The organism is Sphingobacterium sp. SGR-19, from assembly GCF_011043555.1.
Lineage (GTDB): Bacteria > Bacteroidota > Bacteroidia > Sphingobacteriales > Sphingobacteriaceae > Sphingobacterium.
On record NZ_JAAKGS010000001.1, the window covers coordinates 505267 to 522156 of the forward strand.

Consider the following 16890-nt stretch of genomic DNA (forward strand, 5'->3'; position numbering starts at 1 on the left):
GCAGCTTTTTTCTAAAAAAAGTTGCTAGAAGACTTACCTACAACGATCTTTAATAGATTATCGTAATCAAAATACGTATTTGCTATCCGTTGCACATCCGCAGCAGTCATGTTGCGGATGATTTCATTATAACGCGTATAATAAGATAAATCGAGTCCATAGAAATATACGGCTTTAAACTTATCGGCATGCGAAAAGATAGATTCGATCGTGCCTAAAATAGAACCCAAGATATAATTTTTCACTAAGGCTATTTCCTGCTCGGTAGCTTGGCTATTCCGTAAAATATCAAATTCTTTTTCTATTTCCCTCAGCGTTGCCTGCGTGCTATCCGCACCGACTTCCGTGGCAATCGTAAAAAAACCCGTATGTTGCAGACTCGCGAAGGCAGAGCCAATACTATATGTAAATCCTTTTTCTTCCCGGATATTCCGCATCAGACGAGAACCGAAATATCCACCTAGCAGTGTATTCACAAACTGTATGGCCGGAAAATCAGGGTGTAAGCGATTGATGGTAGACATACCTAACCGAATCGCCGACTGTAGGGCATCCGTACGCTCTTCTACTATAGTTGTAGGCATAAAAACCGGAAATTCGGGAGAGATGATCCTATTGGTTTCCATGGTATTTTGCCATTGGACATCGAAAAGCTCCCGTATTTGCTTTAAAACATCTTCCGTAATATTTCCCGATAAGATCAACGTACAGTTTTGGGGCTGCACCTGCTTCTGATACAACGCAATCAAATCTTCCCGGCTTAGCCTATCATAAGCTTCCTCCGTCGGAATACGTCCATATCGACTTTCGCCAAACAGGTTTTTGAAAAATAGCCGACGTGCGACATACTCATTTTTCTGCAAGGAAATCTGTAACGTTTGCTTATTGTTGCGAATATAGGTCTCCAGTTCCGCTTCCGGGAACACAGCGTCATTCAATATATCATGTACAACAGGCAATACAGCACTTAAATGCTTATTTAACGAATAAAGCGTTAACGCCGTTTGGTCAAAGCTGTATTCCGGCATGAGATAAGCACCGTAAAAATCGATCTCTTCAGCGATTTGCGCGCTCGTACGCATTTTTGTCCCTTCTTTTAGCATATGACTAGCACAGGTATGGAGAAGAGCGTTTTCCGAACCATTGAATATATTCTGAAAAATAAATTCAGCCTTTACCAGTTCCTGTGTTGGCGCTTTAAAAATGAAAACCCTTAACCCATTGTCAAAAACAACTTCATCGGGTTGTACAAGGGCAATATCCTGTATGTCATGACGTGAAGGCGCTACGGTTCTATTCAGCATGTTTTTGTTCTTTAGCATAATAAATTAGGGTTGACGAATTTTCAGGAGTAAAAATTTTCTGCGCTACCCGTTGGATATCCGATGGGGTTATGGCAAGGTATTTCGTTACTTCTTGGTTATAAAGATCGGCATCACCAAGTACTTCAAAAAAAGCTAAATTCATCGCACGATCTAGGATAGAAAGCTCTGCAAACACCATCGTCGATTCTATCTTATTCTTCACTTTCTGAAGCTCTGTCTCCTTCATCATTTCGGATTTTAAGATATCGAGCTGGTTCCACAGCAATTTCTCCGCTTCTGCCATATCCATATGAGGAAGAGGTTTCCCCTCGACAACAATCAGATTAGGATCGATAGACCCGCACACGTAGGCATTCACCTCGCTGAATAAAGGTTGATCCTTTACCAATGCTCTATATAGACGGGACGAGCTTCCACGCGATAGTATATCGGATAATAAATCCATTACCGGATAATCGGGATGTGTACGTCCTGGTCCGTGAAAAGCAATGTAAATACTATTTACCGGAACATCCGCATACACCTCCTCTCGTCTGGAAGCCAATTGTTTTGGTTCCCGAGGCAATTTTCTTTCGGGTTTTGGACGCGCGGGGATATTAGCAAACCATTTTTCGGCCAACGTTTTTACTTCATCAAATGTAACGTCGCCCGCGATTACCATAATGGCATTATTCGGCGCATAATGCTTAAAGAAAAACGCCTTTACATCCTCCATCGTTGCATCTTCAATATGGCGAAGTTCCTTACCGATCGTCGCCCAGCGATAGGGATGCTCCTTGTAGGCAAGTGGACGCAAGCGTAACCAAACATCGCCATAAGGTTGGTTGAGGTAGCGCTGTTTAAATTCCTCGCATACCACATTTCGTTGCACTTCCAGGCTTTGCTCGCTAAAAGCTAAACTCAACATACGATCACTTTCTAGCCAAAATGCCGTTTCTAAATTAGCAGACGGAAGCGTAATATAATAATTGGTGATATCGTTGCTCGTGAAGGCATTATTTTCCCCACCTACTTCCTGCAAAGGTGTATCATAATTGGGAATGTTGACTGAACCGCCGAACATCAGATGCTCAAACAAATGTGCAAAGCCGGTTTTGTCTGGCGATTCGTCTCGCGCCCCAACATCATATAATATATTTACACACGCCATTGCCGTGGTATGGTCTTCGTGCACCAACACACGCAAGCCATTATCAAGTGTAAAACGCTGATATTTGATCATAAAAAATTATTATAGGTTAGACCACCCAGTCTATCCCTTTTTTCAACAAAGACAAGGTTTTTTCCTCTTTAGAATTCGCTTCGGGTTTAAAATCATACACCCAATTCGCCTGTGCCGGCAAGCTCATCAATATAGACTCTATACGACCGTTCGTCTCCAACCCGAAACGAGTGCCCGCGTCGTAAACCAAGTTAAACTCCACATAGCGCCCTCGACGCAGCAATTGCCATTCTTTCTCCTGTGGAGAGAATTTCCGATATCTATTTCGGTTTACCAATTCTGTATAGGTAGGGACAAAGGTTCGTCCTAAATCACAAGAAAAATTAAAAAGCTGTTCTGCTGACAGCCCTGTTTTCTCGGGCGTCAGCTTATCATAGAACACACCGCCTACACCGCGTGTTTCTTGTCGGTGTTTGATATAAAAATAATTGTCTGCCCACGCCTTAAATTCTGGATAAAAAGTAGGATGATGTCTGTCACATACGTTCTTCATCATATGGTGAAAAAATCGTGCATCATCTTCCATGATATAGTGTGGCGTAAGGTCAATACCGCCCCCAAACCAGCGAATATTTTCGCCTAATTCGAAGTAGCGTATATTCATGTGGATAATAGGCACCCATGGATTATTGGGATGAATAACAATGGACACACCCGTAGCAAAAAATTCATCCTCTTCAACCTTGAAAGATTTTCTTATAGGCTCAGGCAATATCCCGTGAACAGCAGAAAAATTAACGCCGCCTTTTTCCAATATATCGCCGTTCTGTATAATACGGGTACGTCCGCCTCCACCCCCCTCGCGCTGCCATAGTTCTTCTACAAAAGTAGATTTTCCGTCTAAAGCTTCTAATCCCGAGGTTATCTCATCCTGAATTTTTTTGTATGTTTCTGCTATCTGCTCTTTTGTTAAACTCATTACGTTAATTTTGCTACTAATTTTTTAACTTCGGCATTTGCTGGCTGGCGGTGATACAAGATTTCATATACCATATGGCATATAGGCATATCCAGTTGGTAACGTTGAATAATATTTTGGATACATGCAGACGCATAGTAACCCTCTGCCACCATATTCATCTCCAATTGCGCTGACTGCACGGTGTATCCCTTCCCGATCATATGACCAAAAGTACGGTTTCTGCTAAATTGCGAATATGCTGTTACCAATAAATCGCCCAGATAGGCCGATGCATTAATATCTCGGTCTGCCTCGGGATCAATTGCCGATAAACAAGTCTCCATCTCCTGGATGGCGTTCGAAATCAATACGGCAATGAAATTATCGCCTAATCCCAGCCCATGGCATATGCCAGCCGCCAATGCGTATATATTCTTAAGCACGGCTCCGTATTCTACACCAAAAATGTCTTTTGAAAGAATAGTATTGATATACCGACCGCGAATAAATGTCGCCACACGTTCAACGGTTTCATCATCTTTACCCGCTAAAGTTAAATACGACAGTTTTTCCGAAGAGACCTCCTCTGCGTGGCAAGGCCCTCCGATAACCACAATGTTTTCTAACGGAACATGGTACGTTTTGGTCAAGTAGTCACCCACAACAAGGTTATCGTCAGGAATAATACCTTTAATGGCAGACACCACAATCTTATTGGAGAAATCTTCTGCTCTCACTTCTTTCAACGCTGCCTTTAAGTACGCCGAGGGTGTGTTTAATACAACAATATCCGAATGTTGAATAACGGCTTTCGCATCAAGGAATAAATTATCTGGTTCCACAGAAACCTTGACAGCGCTCAGATAACTGGGGTTATGTCCATAAGATCGGATATAAGCCAAGTCTTCTTCTTTCCTGACCCACCATAAAATATCTTTATTTTCGACATTATCCCCAAGCATCTTTATCATGGCTGTCGCCCAACTTCCACTCCCCACAATGCCGATCTTTTGCACAGATTCGTCCATAAACTTCTCGTTGTAAAAGCTACAAATATACGCTTTTATGACCTTTGGCCACTAATAAATCACCTGCTTATTCACACAGCGACAAGATATCTGCATAAAAAAGCCCGAGGTTGTACCTCGGGCATTGAATCACGTCAATAGCTGAGCCGCTTCGTCATCTACCAGGAAAATCAGTTCTCCTTCAGCAGGTTCCAGCAGTTGGGACGGATACTGCTCCGGATTGTTCTCTCCTTGCAAGACCTCCCGCAAGGCCTTGGCTTTTTTCTCGCCAAAAGTAATCACAACGATCTTCTCTGCCTGATTGATAAACGGAGCCGTTAGCGTAATCCGATACATATCTTGTGGCGCAAGAAAATACGCATCTACCCATTTATCTTTTTCATGAAGCACTTCGGTTCCTGGAAATAGCGATGCCGTATGGCCATCGTCTCCCATTCCCAAAAAAATAAAATCGAGCCGTGCTACATCTTTTAATTTTTCCCGCAAAATTTGCTCGTAGGTCCGCGCATACTCCTCCGCATCTACGCCTTCTTTATACATCGGAAAAATATTGGATTCCGGAATAGGAACGTGATTAAGGAGCGTTTCGTAGGACATCTTGGCATTGCTCAAATCGTCGTCAAGCGGCACCCACCTTTCGTCGCCCCAAAACACAAAAACCTTGCTCCAATCAACTTGTGATTTATAGGCATCTGTAGCCAATAATTTGTGCAGATCAATAGGAGACGAACCCCCAGTCAATGCCACCGAAAAAAAACCCTTTTTATCTATATTTTTTTTTGCTGCATCGACAAATAGATGCGCAGCTGTTTCAAAAATTTGCGATTTACTTTCAAACTGTTCTAACATGTTTTTCCTCCTTTAAATCCTCCATTGTTGTTGATAACCATCGATGTCCCTGTCTGCTCAGCAGTTCATCAGCTGCCGCTGGCCCCCAGCTTCCTGCCTCGTAGGTATGCATCGGCGAATATGTACCATTGGCCCACTCTTCTTGAATGGTAGCGATGATATCCCAGGCTTCCTCAACCTGGTCCGAACGCATAAATAGCGTCGAGTCGCCGTCGAGCGCATCTATTAGTAAGGTTTCATACGCTTCGGGACTATCCGGTGCGCATTCAAAATAGTCAAACACCATTTCAACCGGGTTTAACGTCATATCCAAACCAGGCTTTTTCACCATGAACGATAAACGAATATCCATTTCAGGCTGGATATTGATGGTCAATTGGTTGGGCACTGGGTTATTCCTACCATTTACGAATGTCTTATTCGGCACTTCCTTAAAGTTCACGACAACAGACGATTTCTTCTGCGCCATACTTTTGCCGGTGCGCATATAGAAAGGTACCCCCTGCCATCTCGGGTTGTCGATATAAAACTTCATGGCTACAAATGTCTCGGTATTTGAATTAGGATCTACACCCGGCTCCTGTTTGTATCCTTGTTTTGCTTTTCCATTTATTTCACCATCCGTATATTGCGCACGCACGGTGTAATGATTAATATCCTCCGGTTTAATTCTTCTTACCGCCTTTAATATTTCTGCCTTTTTGTCTCGGATTAAAGCCGATTCAAACTCGACAGGCGCATCCATAGCGACCATGCAGAGAATTTGTAGGAGATGGTTTTGGATCATATCACGTAACGCGCCGGAATGATCGTAGTATCCACCCCGATCTTCTACTCCCACCTGTTCGGCCACCGTTATCTGAACCGATTCGATATGTCTGTTGCTCCATAGCGGTTCAAAAACCGTATTTGCAAAACGAAAGGCTAGAATATTTTGTACGGTCTCTTTCCCTAAATAGTGATCGATACGATAAATCTGTTCTTCTTTAAAGTTTTCATTTAATAGCGTGTTTAACGCGATCGCCGAAGCCTTGTCATACCCGAAAGGTTTCTCGATGATGATACGATCCTTCTCTATATTGCTTGCTAGGCCCGTTTTGTGTATATTAACAGACACCTTATCTATAAAGCTAGGTGCAACCGATAAATAAAAAAGACGGTTCGTTCGTCTATTACAAGCTACATCGAACGCCGTAAGTTTATCTTTTAGGTTCAGGAACGAATTATCATCCGTGATGTCAAAATTCAGGAAGGTTATCTTTTCACTAAAACTCATCCACTGTTCTTCGGTGTATTTGTTATTACGTGAAAATTCCTTCAAATTTTCCAAAACATAAGCTCGAAAGCCCTCCTGCGTGTATTGTTTTCTACCCAGCGCAAGAATCTGAAATTGCTTTGGCATCCATTCGTCGATGAATAGATTAAAGAAAGCTGGGAACAATTTCCTTTTCGCTAGATCACCTGTTCCACCAAATACAACGATGGATGTTGGTGCCGTTGTTCTGTCGTGCGTCATTTTTTACGATCGCTTAAATTAATCCCATTGCGTGTGAAAGACACCTGCTTTATCGATACGTTCATACGTGTGCGCACCAAAATAGTCACGTTGCGCTTGAATGATATTTGTCGGGAGCTTTTCCGAACGGTAGGCATCAAAATACGCCAGCGCATTCATTAAGCCCGATACAGGTATACCCTGATCTATCGCATCTTTTATTACCGAACGGATACTTTCCTGGCACGCGACCAATTTTTGAGCAATATTTTCATCTAATAAAATATTACGCAACTGCGGGTTCTTGGCATACGCTGCACGGAAATCTTCCAATACGGTCGCCCGAATAATACAGCCGCCTCTCCATATTTTAGTTACCACTTCCAGATCTAGATCATAACCATATGTTTCGGAAGCAACGGTCAACTGCGCCAAACCCTGTGCATAGGTGTTGAGTACAGCGAAAAATAAAGCTTGTTTAAGCTGTTCTATATTCTTCTCGTTGGCTGTGGCTTCGTTGTCCGGATTCCAAAGAAGTATGTTGGAAGCTTCTATACGTTCTGGTTTGTATTTGGATATATCCCGCATGTTGACAGCAGCATCGATTACCGGTACGGGCACTTGCAGATCCATCGCATTTTGCGAAGTCCACTTTCCGGTACCTTTGGACTTTGCCCAATCTGAAATCAAATCAACCAAATACGTTTCTCCTTCTTTTTTCTTTAATATCTGCGCCGTAATTTCCACTAAAAAAGAGTTCAGTTCTTCTTTATTCCACTGCTCAAAAGCTTGTTGAATCGTGGAATTGTCCATACGATATACTCTTTTCATCAGGTCATAGGTTTCTGCAATCAACTGCATAATACCATACTCAATACCGTTATGGACCATTTTTACATAATTCCCTGCAGAACCATTGCCTAGAAATTCGACACAAGGTTCGCCATTTACTTTGGCCGCGACCGCTTCGAATACAGGGCGTAATCGCTCATAGGCCTCTCTATTCCCACCCGGCATTAAGCTAGGGCCCCTCCTTGCGCCACTTTCTCCTCCGGAGATACCCATTCCAAAAAAGTGGATTCCGTTTTCAGACAGTTCGTTAAATCGTCTATCTGTATCTGGAAAGTACGTATTACCACCATCAATTATAATATCGCCTTTATCTAAAAACGGCATCAAACTCGCGATGGCCGCGTCAACCGGCTTACCCGCCGGTACCAAAAGCATAATTGCCCTAGGCTGTTGCAATAAACCGATAAATTCGTCCGCGCGAGTCGTCGCTTTAATATCTTGTCCGCCTTGTGCTTCAGCTTGTAATGATTCGGCTTTTTCCGGATCTAGATCCAATCCAGCTACAGCGAAACCGTTATCTGCCATATTGAGAAGCAGGTTGCGCCCCATAACCCCCAGACCAACGATTCCGAAATTGTATTTATTCATCTTTTTCAATAGTTAAATTTGGAAAGCCAAATATATTGAAACTTGTAAGCTATTGAGCAAAAAATCATTTTTTTACCCCTATGTGACCAACATTAAAAGCTATACGCCACACTTCCTAGCACATTTCTGGACATCATGGGGTTAACTGTAGACCATCCCTTGAAATACGTTTCATCCGTCAGATTATTCGCCTTCACGGCCAGTTCGTAATTTTTATACCGATAAGATATACTCGCATTAACCAAGGTATAAGCCGGAACGGTAAATGCACCTGTAGGTACACTGTTTGTAATCAGGTTTTTCCCAGCGTGGTTAACCCCGGCTCCAATACCTACGCCATGCAATAGCCCGCGCCTAATTGTATAATTCGCCCAGAAATTAAATAAGTTCTTCGGTCCCGCTTCCGTTGGGCGTAGATTATTAACCGATGCAGCTGCTCTGGTGAGCTTGCTGCTGTTATTGCTATAGCTCAAAATTACGTCCAGGCCTTCCATTGGAGCAGCCGTCAGATCAAATTCAAACCCACGGCTCAAGCGTGTTCCGTCCTGTACCGTAATGTTATAGAACTCGCCATCACGTTCAATAGTCTCTGGTCTGGTAATATTGCTGACAGAAATATCATAATAACTTGCCGTCAATCCGACTCGGTCATTAAATAAATTAAACTTCACTCCAGCTTCCCATTGTTCGGCTTGCTGTGGTTTGAAATCGCCCGAGACATCCGGTAAGGGCTGTACTATCGGCGCGACATTTTTGAATCCATTCTGATAATTACCGAAGAACGATATCCGATCTTTCATAAGCTCATACACGATCCCTGCCCTTGGCGAGAAAGCAGTCTGACTATATCCACCTGTCGTGGTGTCCGCATCAAAATTATACGTTCCTTTGTTGTCAAAATAATCGACACGTAGTGCAAGATGAACATGAAGAGCAGGTGTCACGTCCAACACATTAGACACATAACCTCCCAATACCCCGTTACGGCTACGGTTATTTGTTTCAGCACCATTGGAGGCAGCAATAGCTTGATCAATGAACGCAGCATTAAATCTATAGTAATCAGGATCATCATAGGATGTATTTATCTTATCAACCAACACATAAGGAGAGTTGTGTGTTTCCGCCTGCTGGAAAAGATAATCGACACCAATCAACGTCCGGTTACGCATCGTTCCGATCCGGTAATCACCCACGAAATTCTGTTGTGCATTGAAGACTTTCGCCACATAATCCTGATCGCCGGCATAACGGCTGATCAATGTATCGTTACCTGGCTCCAGATACATTACGTATTGGAAGTAACCATCCGATTTCCGTTGATTGAAACTGACCGTCGTATTGGATGTCCAGCGATCATCCAAACGATAGTTTACGTTTCCACGAATGTTGGCGACAGGGTTCTTAAACGTCACATCATTATTCGTATAGGACTTATCAAAATCAAACGACAACTCGGATGGTGTACGTGCAAAAAGGTCACGATTTCTATTTAGAAATACCATCAAGGGGTTGGTCGCTTTACTTTGGTAAAGTTCCGCATCGAGCTGGATATCCAAACGCTCGTTGGCCCGATATAGCAAAGATGGAGCGATAAAGAAAGATCTTTTGAATCCGGCATCCTGAAAAGTACCCGTGCTAGTAAAGGCTGTATTTACACGTCCTAACCATTTATGATCCTTCGAAAGCGGACCATATACATCCGCCGTTACACGATGTTGATCAAAGGAGCCAAAAATATAATTTACCCGTCCACCTAACGTATCCAAAGGCTTTTTTGTCACATTATTTATCAAACCACCAAAGCCGATAGCCGCCCCACCATACAACGATCCTGAAGGGCCTTTAATCACTTCAATCGTTTCCAGGTTTATCGGATCGGGGCTTGTACTAGCAATGCTCACCACTCCATTAACCATTGCTGCTTGCGTGGTAAATCCACGCAACGTATAATAAGACGCTCCATCTCCCGGGCGACCGGTCGCACCCCACAACTGATCCACACCCGAAACATTCGCCAAAGCATCGTCAAAACTTGTATTTACTTGGCTCTGCAACAGCTCCTTCGTTATAACAGCGTACGACTGTGAATTCTCCAGATTGCGTAAAGGCATCTTGGCCACATAGGGACTAGTTTTCCGTGTATACGTATTCCGTATCCCATAAATATTGATTTCCTCCAACGAGGCACGATTCTCCGTTAAGTAAATTGTCGGAATTTGCTTTCGGCCGCCTGAACGAATAGAGATTTCACGGGAAAGCGGCTTTATTCCCACCCCAGAGATCGAAAGCATATATTTCCCTGTATCCACATTACTGAAAATATAATTTCCTTTCCCATCGGTGTAAGAAGATTTTGCCAATTCCTCTATATTCACTGTAATACCAGCAGCCGGCTGGCTGTCCGCTGATAAAATTTTCCCCCTGATTTCCACTTTCTGTTGAGCGTACAATAATGTATGAGCAAGAAGACATACAACAACTAAGATTTTTCGCATCGTATACTAGAACAATTAATTAGAACAATTTTAAATCGCGCTAATTTAGATTAATTCTAGACAATCTACAAACAAACGTTAAAAAAATCTAATTATCTACCTTTTCTTATTTTGCAGTTAAATTTTTTACTTTTACCCATCGTTCAGCTAATTCCTTATATCTGTCATGTCTACGACACTCACCGTTATCTCGCTACTCTTAATATTTTTAAGTGTAGTTCCCTTTATCCAACATCAGCACTGGTTTTTCCGCGTTGCCGAATTTATCAAAATTCAGCTTGTTATTCTACAAGTTCTAGTCTTTGGCATCATGATGGTATATGTAACGGACAATGTCTGGTTATGGACGATTCAAATTCTGCAGTTTGTACTAATTGTTTATCATATCTACATCTTAATGCGGTACACCAAATTCTGGAGAAAACAAAAGCCCACCAAGACATCGTTTAGTTCTGATAAAATAAAGATCATCTCATGCAACATATATCAATTTAACAACGAATATCATCGTTTTATCGAACTGATTGAACAGGAGCAACCAGACATCTTCGTTACGATGGAGAGCAACGCTGACTGGGAAAATTCGCTGCGCATTCTGGAAAAAGATTATCCCTATCAAGAAAAGGTGACGCTTGAAAATACTTATGGGATGCATTTCTATACAAGATTAAAGGTTAAAAAAATACAGACTCACTATTTTGTAGCTGATGATATCCCTAGTATAGAAGCGGAACTCGAAACAGGCGATGGCCATCGCTTTGTTTTCTTCGCAGTACATCCGCCCCCACCGAGTCCTACGGAGGAAGAGAATTCCAAAGAACGGGACGGCGACCTACTCTCGGTGGCAAAAAGAGTGAGAAAACTTCAGTTACCCGTTGTAGTGACCGGCGACTTCAATAATGTGGCATGGGCAAGATCCTCTATTTTGTTCAAAAAAGCCAGTGAATTAATTGATGCACGTATCGGACGAGGTATACTGTCCACGTTTCATGCGAAATATTGGTTTTTTCGAGTTCCATTAGATTTATTATTCCACAGTACAACGATCATTATAGACAAGTTGTTTATTTACCCGTCCGTCGGTTCGGATCACTTTCCAATAGGCTGCACTTTCCATGTCGACGTCGAATCAGACGATCAGGAAGAAGAAGTAAAACATCTTGAAAATGGAGAAATGCAAGAGGTTAACGAATTTATAGCCGACGGAAAGGCAGAAGAAAGCGAAAATCGCTAGAACCCAATTACTTGCCAGCGTCACCTATTGGTTTTAATAGGAACAAATTATTATCCGCTAGATTAAATACGGCGTAGTGTCCTTCCGTGCCCATCGGAACAGAAAATCTAAATCGATCGTATCGTCGTTAAAATTTATCGATTTTCATATACGAAATACGGTTATGCAGATATTTTTATGAAAATAAAGCTTCATATTCGCACTAAGTTTATTTAGATTCAATATAAACAAAGGATTATAATTATTATCAAAAAAAATGAAGAACTATAACTATCTAGTATTCAACCTGCACCTTTTATTAATATGTACAGCTTGCTTTTCTTGTAGCAAAAATGACGATCCACAACCCGATCCTGACCCAACGCCAGATGAAGAATTTTATTACAAATTGCATCGTGTTGAAAACTTAGCCATGGAAACGGACGACGACAATCCTACAGAAGCAAAATCAGCCGTCTATTTCAATCTCGCAACCCAACAAGAAGTACCAAATGCACAAGCGAAAACTATGCGATGGGATCTCTCGTTCAGTGGGCTTTACAATAGCTTCATAGGCGGAAATAATGGTACCAACGCAACCAATTTTGGATACGGCGGAGCGGGAAAAGGCGGTATTCTTATTCTAGAGAAACCTTTTGACGAGGTTACCGAAGTACCTGATGGTGCGCAATTTAAACTAGGCAGCGGTGTCATTGGTACAGATGATGCTGGAGCCTTCGGTGAGGGAATCGGCTGGTATCTTTATGATTTTGGAGGCACAATTCTAGGAAACGGAACAACAGAAAAGACACACGTTGCCTATGCCCTGGGGGCATCCGTGACGACTAATGATGGTACTGTAATCCCCGCACGTACGATCATCCTCAAGACGCCGAGAGGAGATATCGCAAAAATCAAAATGATCTCCTGTTATAAAGATGTTTTCACCGCCGACAAATGGTTCAAAGACACGCCACATATGTACTTCACCTTCGAGTACCTTGTCATTCCCGCAGGTTCTAAACATTTCGAAATCAAACCGTAATTAACCGCAGCATATGAAAAAATTAACATCTCCAACAACCGTTTTATTCTTCATCTTGCTTATTGCAGCTGGATGCAGTAAAACAGAGGAATTGCCTCCCTTGAACCAGAGCCGTATATTAAGCTTTAAAGTTCCCACTGCCGATGGCGAGATCATTGGAGCCGTTGATGAATCCGACAAAACCATCACGCTCTATCTGCCTTTCTATTACCAATTCTCAGTCATCGATCCAGAAATAAAATTAAGCGACGGTGCAAGCTTACTCGAAGAGTCTGTACCGGTCGACGTACTCGACAATGGCACGATCTACACGGTTGTCGGCGCAGATCATAGTAAGACAAGCTACACGTTGACTATTCATCTGCAACAGGTCTCCCCGCTTATCATCACGGAACCTTCAACGGCCGATCAAACGGCTATATGGAGTATAGGAGATAACCGCATCAGCATCAAAGCAAACTTTCATACAACAGACCCAACCCTTATCAAAGCTTCGCTCGTTGATGAAAGCGGTCACGATCATCCTTTTATTGCCAATACAGGGTATGGCCCAGCGGGCGTAGTCCCCTCGATAAGTGCTGATGGAAAAAAAACCTATAGCTATGGTTCCCTGCAAATACCTCCAGAACTTTTACCGGGAATGTATCATATAAAAGTATCACATTTAGCCCTAAACGCTACAACAACTTACCCTGTACAGCTAGTATGGGGTCGGCCAGCTTCATTTGTGTATGCACCGGTCACCATCGGACCGGGCGAAACTTTCACCCTCGAGAGTGCCTCTACGGCCATACATGATGTCCGGGAAGCCTACTTCACGATCGGCGGAGAGAAAAAAATGTTGGAGATCCTCAGCCAAGACACTAAAAAAGTTATCATTCGCGTACCCGATGATACACCAACGGGCACACACATCCCTTCCATTGTCTGTGGCGAATTTGAACCGTCAACTCCGGGTTGGTGGGGTATTACTATAACGAAATAATCATTATGAAGCTATTTACTCGTATCAGCATCTTTACTGCATCTATAGTAGTTGCAGTCGCTTGTAAAAAAGAAGAAGCCTTGCTACCATACAACGATATCGTAAACTTCACTGTAGCAGTCGATGAAAGCGCTATGATAAAGGCTGCGATAGATGGAGATTCTATCGTCCTATACTGGCCTATCGGGCAGACGATTCCAGAAACATTGACACCGACGATCCACGTCGCTGATGGAGCAAGCATTTCACCTGCATCCGGCGAAACCATTGCTTTACGTGGAGAAGTGACTTATACCGTTACCGCCGAAACAGGCGACACGAAGACCTATCGCCTACGTATCCCCAATAACCGTCCCCGACCATACATTAACAGTTTCGGAGGATTACAAACCTACCAAGATAAACAGTATATCTTTCAAAACTTTGCGCTTTCCATTCGTGGAGACTATTTTGATACGTTGGCGGATGGTGCAAAGGTGTATTTTGTCGATATTGCCGGAAACGACCATGAAGTAGAAATACAACATAGTACCGAACTTGGCTACAATGTTTTAGCATCTGTACTAGGAACCTTCTCCGGCTTGAAGATTTTTTCCTCCGGTTACACGATTTTCTACGAAACAACTCCCTTTGAAGTTGCGGAAAACCCCTTTGTAATTATAGAGACACCAAAATCAACCCTATCCGTAAAAACGGGGGGCACCATCACCCTCACTGGGGTAAACACAGATAACGTGGAGAAAATGGAACTGGGAAATTACTTTAGCAACAGCTATAAAGCCGTGACAATAGTTAATAAAACGGAGAGCAGTATTACATTTCGAGTACCGGAAGACTTTCCGCCGGGTGAATACAACGAACTGGTGGTCCATTATCCAGCAGGTCCCTATCATGACGCAGGACAAGCAAGCACGTATATGGAGACATCAAATAGTATCGTCATAACCCAATGATGATGTTAAGCATACAGAGCCACCCGTAGCCTGTACACACTCCGGGTGGCTTTAATTCAATAACCTGCGTCCAGCTTCCAAAGAATTAACGTTTATTTCACAGCATCTTAACGGTGCTATTGCATTAAAAAAAGAAGTTTGTACCAAAAGGAACTATTCGTTACTTATGATATGTTAGATGCTACGTGTGTACAAAATATAGCTCGTTCTGACTACAAGGCGTTCAGTCACCTTTATGACAGATACTGGGATCTCCTGCTTTCCGTCGCACTGAAAAAAACGGGCGATAGCGATATCGCCATGGATATCGTACAAGATCTTTTTGTCGATATTTGGCAACGCCGAAGTACCCTACCCCAAATCGACGATGTACGTAAATACCTTATCACATCCTTATACTTCAAGGTATTCATGTATTTTAGGAAGCAAGGTATCCAACAACGCCACATAAGTTCCTATTTCACATTCCTAGAAAACGAAAAAGAAGAAGATTTCCTCCAACTATTAGAAGGCGAGATACAGCATACTCAATTGCTAACCGCAATAGAAGAATCGGTTGAAGATATGCCTGAACGCATGCGGCAAGTCTTCAACCTAAAGTACTACCGCTCACTAAGCAACAAGGAAATTGCCGAAACCATGGGTATATCTGTACAGACGGTCAAGAATCAGCTTATGCGATCCCTACAACATATACGCAAATCTGTTCCAGAACACCTATCCCATTCCACTACCTTCCTATTTGCGCTTTTTTTCCTTTCCTAAGTGCAATATAACGTTCACCATATCTTTATATAAAGTTAATATGATTACCGTGGTACCTTATTAACCTTTCTGCAACTACTATATATATGCAGGACGACAAAAAACATTTAGAACGTTTAATCAACGAATATTTGCAGGGCACTATTACACCGGAAGAAAAAAAGCATCTCGAAAGGTGGATGGAACATTTGGATATATCGGATGGGCAACCCGCGGCAAGTGAATTCAGGAAGATGGTGATGAAAAAACAGATCGACCTTCGTACGGGAGCCCTTGAAAATACGAAATCGCTGCACAGACGAAAAATGTGGTGGTCTACTGCCGCTTCTGTTCTTTTGGCACTTGCGATCGGCGCCTACCTTTGGCAATCCAACCAAACCGAAGCAGAAGATCGGCATACCGTGGCCGCAAAGCCATTTCCCACTATACAACAAGTGACCAACAATGGCAGCCAGGATACCCTAATCTCCTTAAGCGATGGATCTGAAGTACTTCTGAGCTCAGGCAGCGCCTTGATCTGGCCAACAGAATTTGCAACCGACGCACGCGAATTACGATTAGACGGAAAAGCCTTCTTTCGTGTCGCAAAAGACCCCAAACGTCCTCTATCCGTCTACTCCGGCGATATCATCACTACCGCTTTAGGCACATCTTTTTGGATTGAAAAAATGGAAGGCAAACGCTCACCAAGGGTAAAACTGGTAACCGGTAAAGTCAGCATCACACAACAACGGGATTATGGTCAGGACACGCTTTTAGCTACGTTAACGCCCGGAGAGGAATGGAATACTACTGCGCTCGAAGAGTCGACCATAGTACCAGAGAAAAATAAATCTATACCTGCGCGCACTCCCCAACCAGACACCGCCACAGCATTGGACTTCCATCACGTGCCGTTATCCGAAGTCTTTCCACGCTTAGCAGCCTACTATCACGTCACGATCAAATTCAATTCCGACGATTTAAAAGGTATGTCATTTTATGGTACATACGACAAGGGGAACCAAATACAAGAAATCATACAGACAATTGCTTTAGCAAACGACCTTACCGTACGATACGATGAAAAAGAAGTAGCTTATACCATCAAAAAGTGAACAACTAAATAAATAATATACAGAATAAATAAACGGCTAAAATCAGCCGTAGGGAATACTTATGCATCAGAAAA

Annotated in this window: 14 protein-coding genes; 6 read left to right on the plus strand and 8 right to left on the minus strand. The window is 42.7% G+C overall.

From position 1 onward, the window contains the following. Window positions 1-11 precede the first annotated feature (11 nt). The 8 genes from G5B43_RS02300 to G5B43_RS02335 all read right to left on the minus strand — a co-directional run bounded on the left by G5B43_RS02300 (window position 12) and on the right by G5B43_RS02335 (window position 10758). Window positions 12-1304, minus strand: a complete 1293-nt coding sequence (locus tag G5B43_RS02300; protein ID WP_165293088.1) for a M16 family metallopeptidase — start codon at window positions 1302-1304, stop codon at window positions 12-14. After that, a complete protein-coding gene (locus tag G5B43_RS02305; RefSeq protein WP_165293089.1) occupies window positions 1294-2547 on the minus strand; it encodes a M16 family metallopeptidase in 1254 nt (417 codons plus the stop codon). The genes G5B43_RS02300 and G5B43_RS02305 overlap by 11 nt, the downstream gene beginning before the upstream one ends. 16 nt (window positions 2548-2563) lie before the next feature. Continuing rightward, on the minus strand, window positions 2564-3466 hold the full coding sequence (gene hemF / locus G5B43_RS02310) for an oxygen-dependent coproporphyrinogen oxidase (protein WP_165293090.1): 903 nt from the start codon (window positions 3464-3466) through the stop codon (window positions 2564-2566). Then, on the minus strand, window positions 3466-4476 hold the full coding sequence (locus G5B43_RS02315; RefSeq protein WP_165293091.1) for an NAD(P)H-dependent glycerol-3-phosphate dehydrogenase: 1011 nt from the start codon (window positions 4474-4476) through the stop codon (window positions 3466-3468). The genes hemF and G5B43_RS02315 overlap by 1 nt, the downstream gene beginning before the upstream one ends. A 129-nt stretch (window positions 4477-4605) precedes the next feature. After that, entirely contained in the window at window positions 4606-5325 is a 720-nt protein-coding gene (gene pgl, locus G5B43_RS02320) for a 6-phosphogluconolactonase (protein WP_165293092.1), read from the minus strand. Further along, on the minus strand, window positions 5309-6841 hold the full coding sequence (gene zwf, locus G5B43_RS02325; protein ID WP_165293093.1) for a glucose-6-phosphate dehydrogenase: 1533 nt from the start codon (window positions 6839-6841) through the stop codon (window positions 5309-5311). The genes pgl and zwf overlap by 17 nt, the downstream gene beginning before the upstream one ends. A gap of 18 nt (window positions 6842-6859) precedes the next feature. Beyond that, the gene (gene gndA, locus G5B43_RS02330; RefSeq protein ID WP_165293094.1) at window positions 6860-8260 is read right to left on the minus strand and encodes an NADP-dependent phosphogluconate dehydrogenase; all 1401 of its coding nucleotides are present in this window, start codon (window positions 8258-8260) and stop codon (window positions 6860-6862) included. 92 nt (window positions 8261-8352) lie between these two features. After that, window positions 8353-10758 (minus strand): TonB-dependent receptor, encoded by a 2406-nt coding sequence (locus G5B43_RS02335; protein ID WP_165293095.1) that lies wholly within the window; start codon window positions 10756-10758, stop codon window positions 8353-8355. Window positions 10759-10924: 166 nt separating this feature from the next. On the opposite strand from G5B43_RS02335, the gene G5B43_RS02340 reads away from it, so the two are divergent. From G5B43_RS02340 to G5B43_RS02365, 6 genes are all read left to right on the plus strand, one after another. Beyond that, complete coding sequence (locus tag G5B43_RS02340; protein WP_165293096.1) at window positions 10925-11992, plus strand: endonuclease/exonuclease/phosphatase family protein; 1068 nt, start codon at window positions 10925-10927, stop codon at window positions 11990-11992. 256 nt (window positions 11993-12248) lie between these two features. Continuing rightward, window positions 12249-13016 (plus strand): HmuY family protein, encoded by a 768-nt coding sequence (locus G5B43_RS02345; RefSeq protein WP_165293097.1) that lies wholly within the window; start codon window positions 12249-12251, stop codon window positions 13014-13016. A gap of 13 nt (window positions 13017-13029) precedes the next feature. Next, complete coding sequence (locus G5B43_RS02350) at window positions 13030-14001, plus strand: hypothetical protein (protein ID WP_165293098.1); 972 nt, start codon at window positions 13030-13032, stop codon at window positions 13999-14001. Window positions 14002-14006: 5 nt separating this feature from the next. Then, entirely contained in the window at window positions 14007-14954 is a 948-nt protein-coding gene (locus G5B43_RS02355; RefSeq protein WP_165293099.1) for a hypothetical protein, read from the plus strand. A gap of 138 nt (window positions 14955-15092) precedes the next feature. Next, the gene (locus tag G5B43_RS02360) at window positions 15093-15719 is read left to right on the plus strand and encodes an RNA polymerase sigma factor (protein WP_148918913.1); all 627 of its coding nucleotides are present in this window, start codon (window positions 15093-15095) and stop codon (window positions 15717-15719) included. A gap of 86 nt (window positions 15720-15805) precedes the next feature. Next, the gene (locus G5B43_RS02365) at window positions 15806-16816 is read left to right on the plus strand and encodes a FecR family protein (protein WP_165293100.1); all 1011 of its coding nucleotides are present in this window, start codon (window positions 15806-15808) and stop codon (window positions 16814-16816) included. Window positions 16817-16890 lie beyond the last annotated feature (74 nt).

Coding starts and splice junctions, on each gene's coding strand:
- G5B43_RS02340 (WP_165293096.1), top strand. CDS start 10,925: ATGTCTACGACACTCACCGTTATCTCGCTACTCTTAATATTTTTAAGT.
- G5B43_RS02305 (WP_165293089.1), bottom strand. CDS start 2,547: ATGATCAAATATCAGCGTTTTACACTTGATAATGGCTTGCGTGTGTTG.
- pgl (WP_165293092.1), bottom strand. CDS start 5,325: ATGTTAGAACAGTTTGAAAGTAAATCGCAAATTTTTGAAACAGCTGCG.
- gndA (WP_165293094.1), bottom strand. CDS start 8,260: ATGAATAAATACAATTTCGGAATCGTTGGTCTGGGGGTTATGGGGCGC.
- G5B43_RS02355 (WP_165293099.1), top strand. CDS start 14,007: ATGAAGCTATTTACTCGTATCAGCATCTTTACTGCATCTATAGTAGTT.
- G5B43_RS02300 (WP_165293088.1), bottom strand. CDS start 1,304: ATGCTGAATAGAACCGTAGCGCCTTCACGTCATGACATACAGGATATT.
- G5B43_RS02345 (WP_165293097.1), top strand. CDS start 12,249: ATGAAGAACTATAACTATCTAGTATTCAACCTGCACCTTTTATTAATA.
- hemF (WP_165293090.1), bottom strand. CDS start 3,466: ATGAGTTTAACAAAAGAGCAGATAGCAGAAACATACAAAAAAATTCAG.
- G5B43_RS02315 (WP_165293091.1), bottom strand. CDS start 4,476: ATGGACGAATCTGTGCAAAAGATCGGCATTGTGGGGAGTGGAAGTTGG.
- G5B43_RS02365 (WP_165293100.1), top strand. CDS start 15,806: ATGCAGGACGACAAAAAACATTTAGAACGTTTAATCAACGAATATTTG.
- G5B43_RS02350 (WP_165293098.1), top strand. CDS start 13,030: ATGAAAAAATTAACATCTCCAACAACCGTTTTATTCTTCATCTTGCTT.
- G5B43_RS02335 (WP_165293095.1), bottom strand. CDS start 10,758: ATGCGAAAAATCTTAGTTGTTGTATGTCTTCTTGCTCATACATTATTG.
- zwf (WP_165293093.1), bottom strand. CDS start 6,841: ATGACGCACGACAGAACAACGGCACCAACATCCATCGTTGTATTTGGT.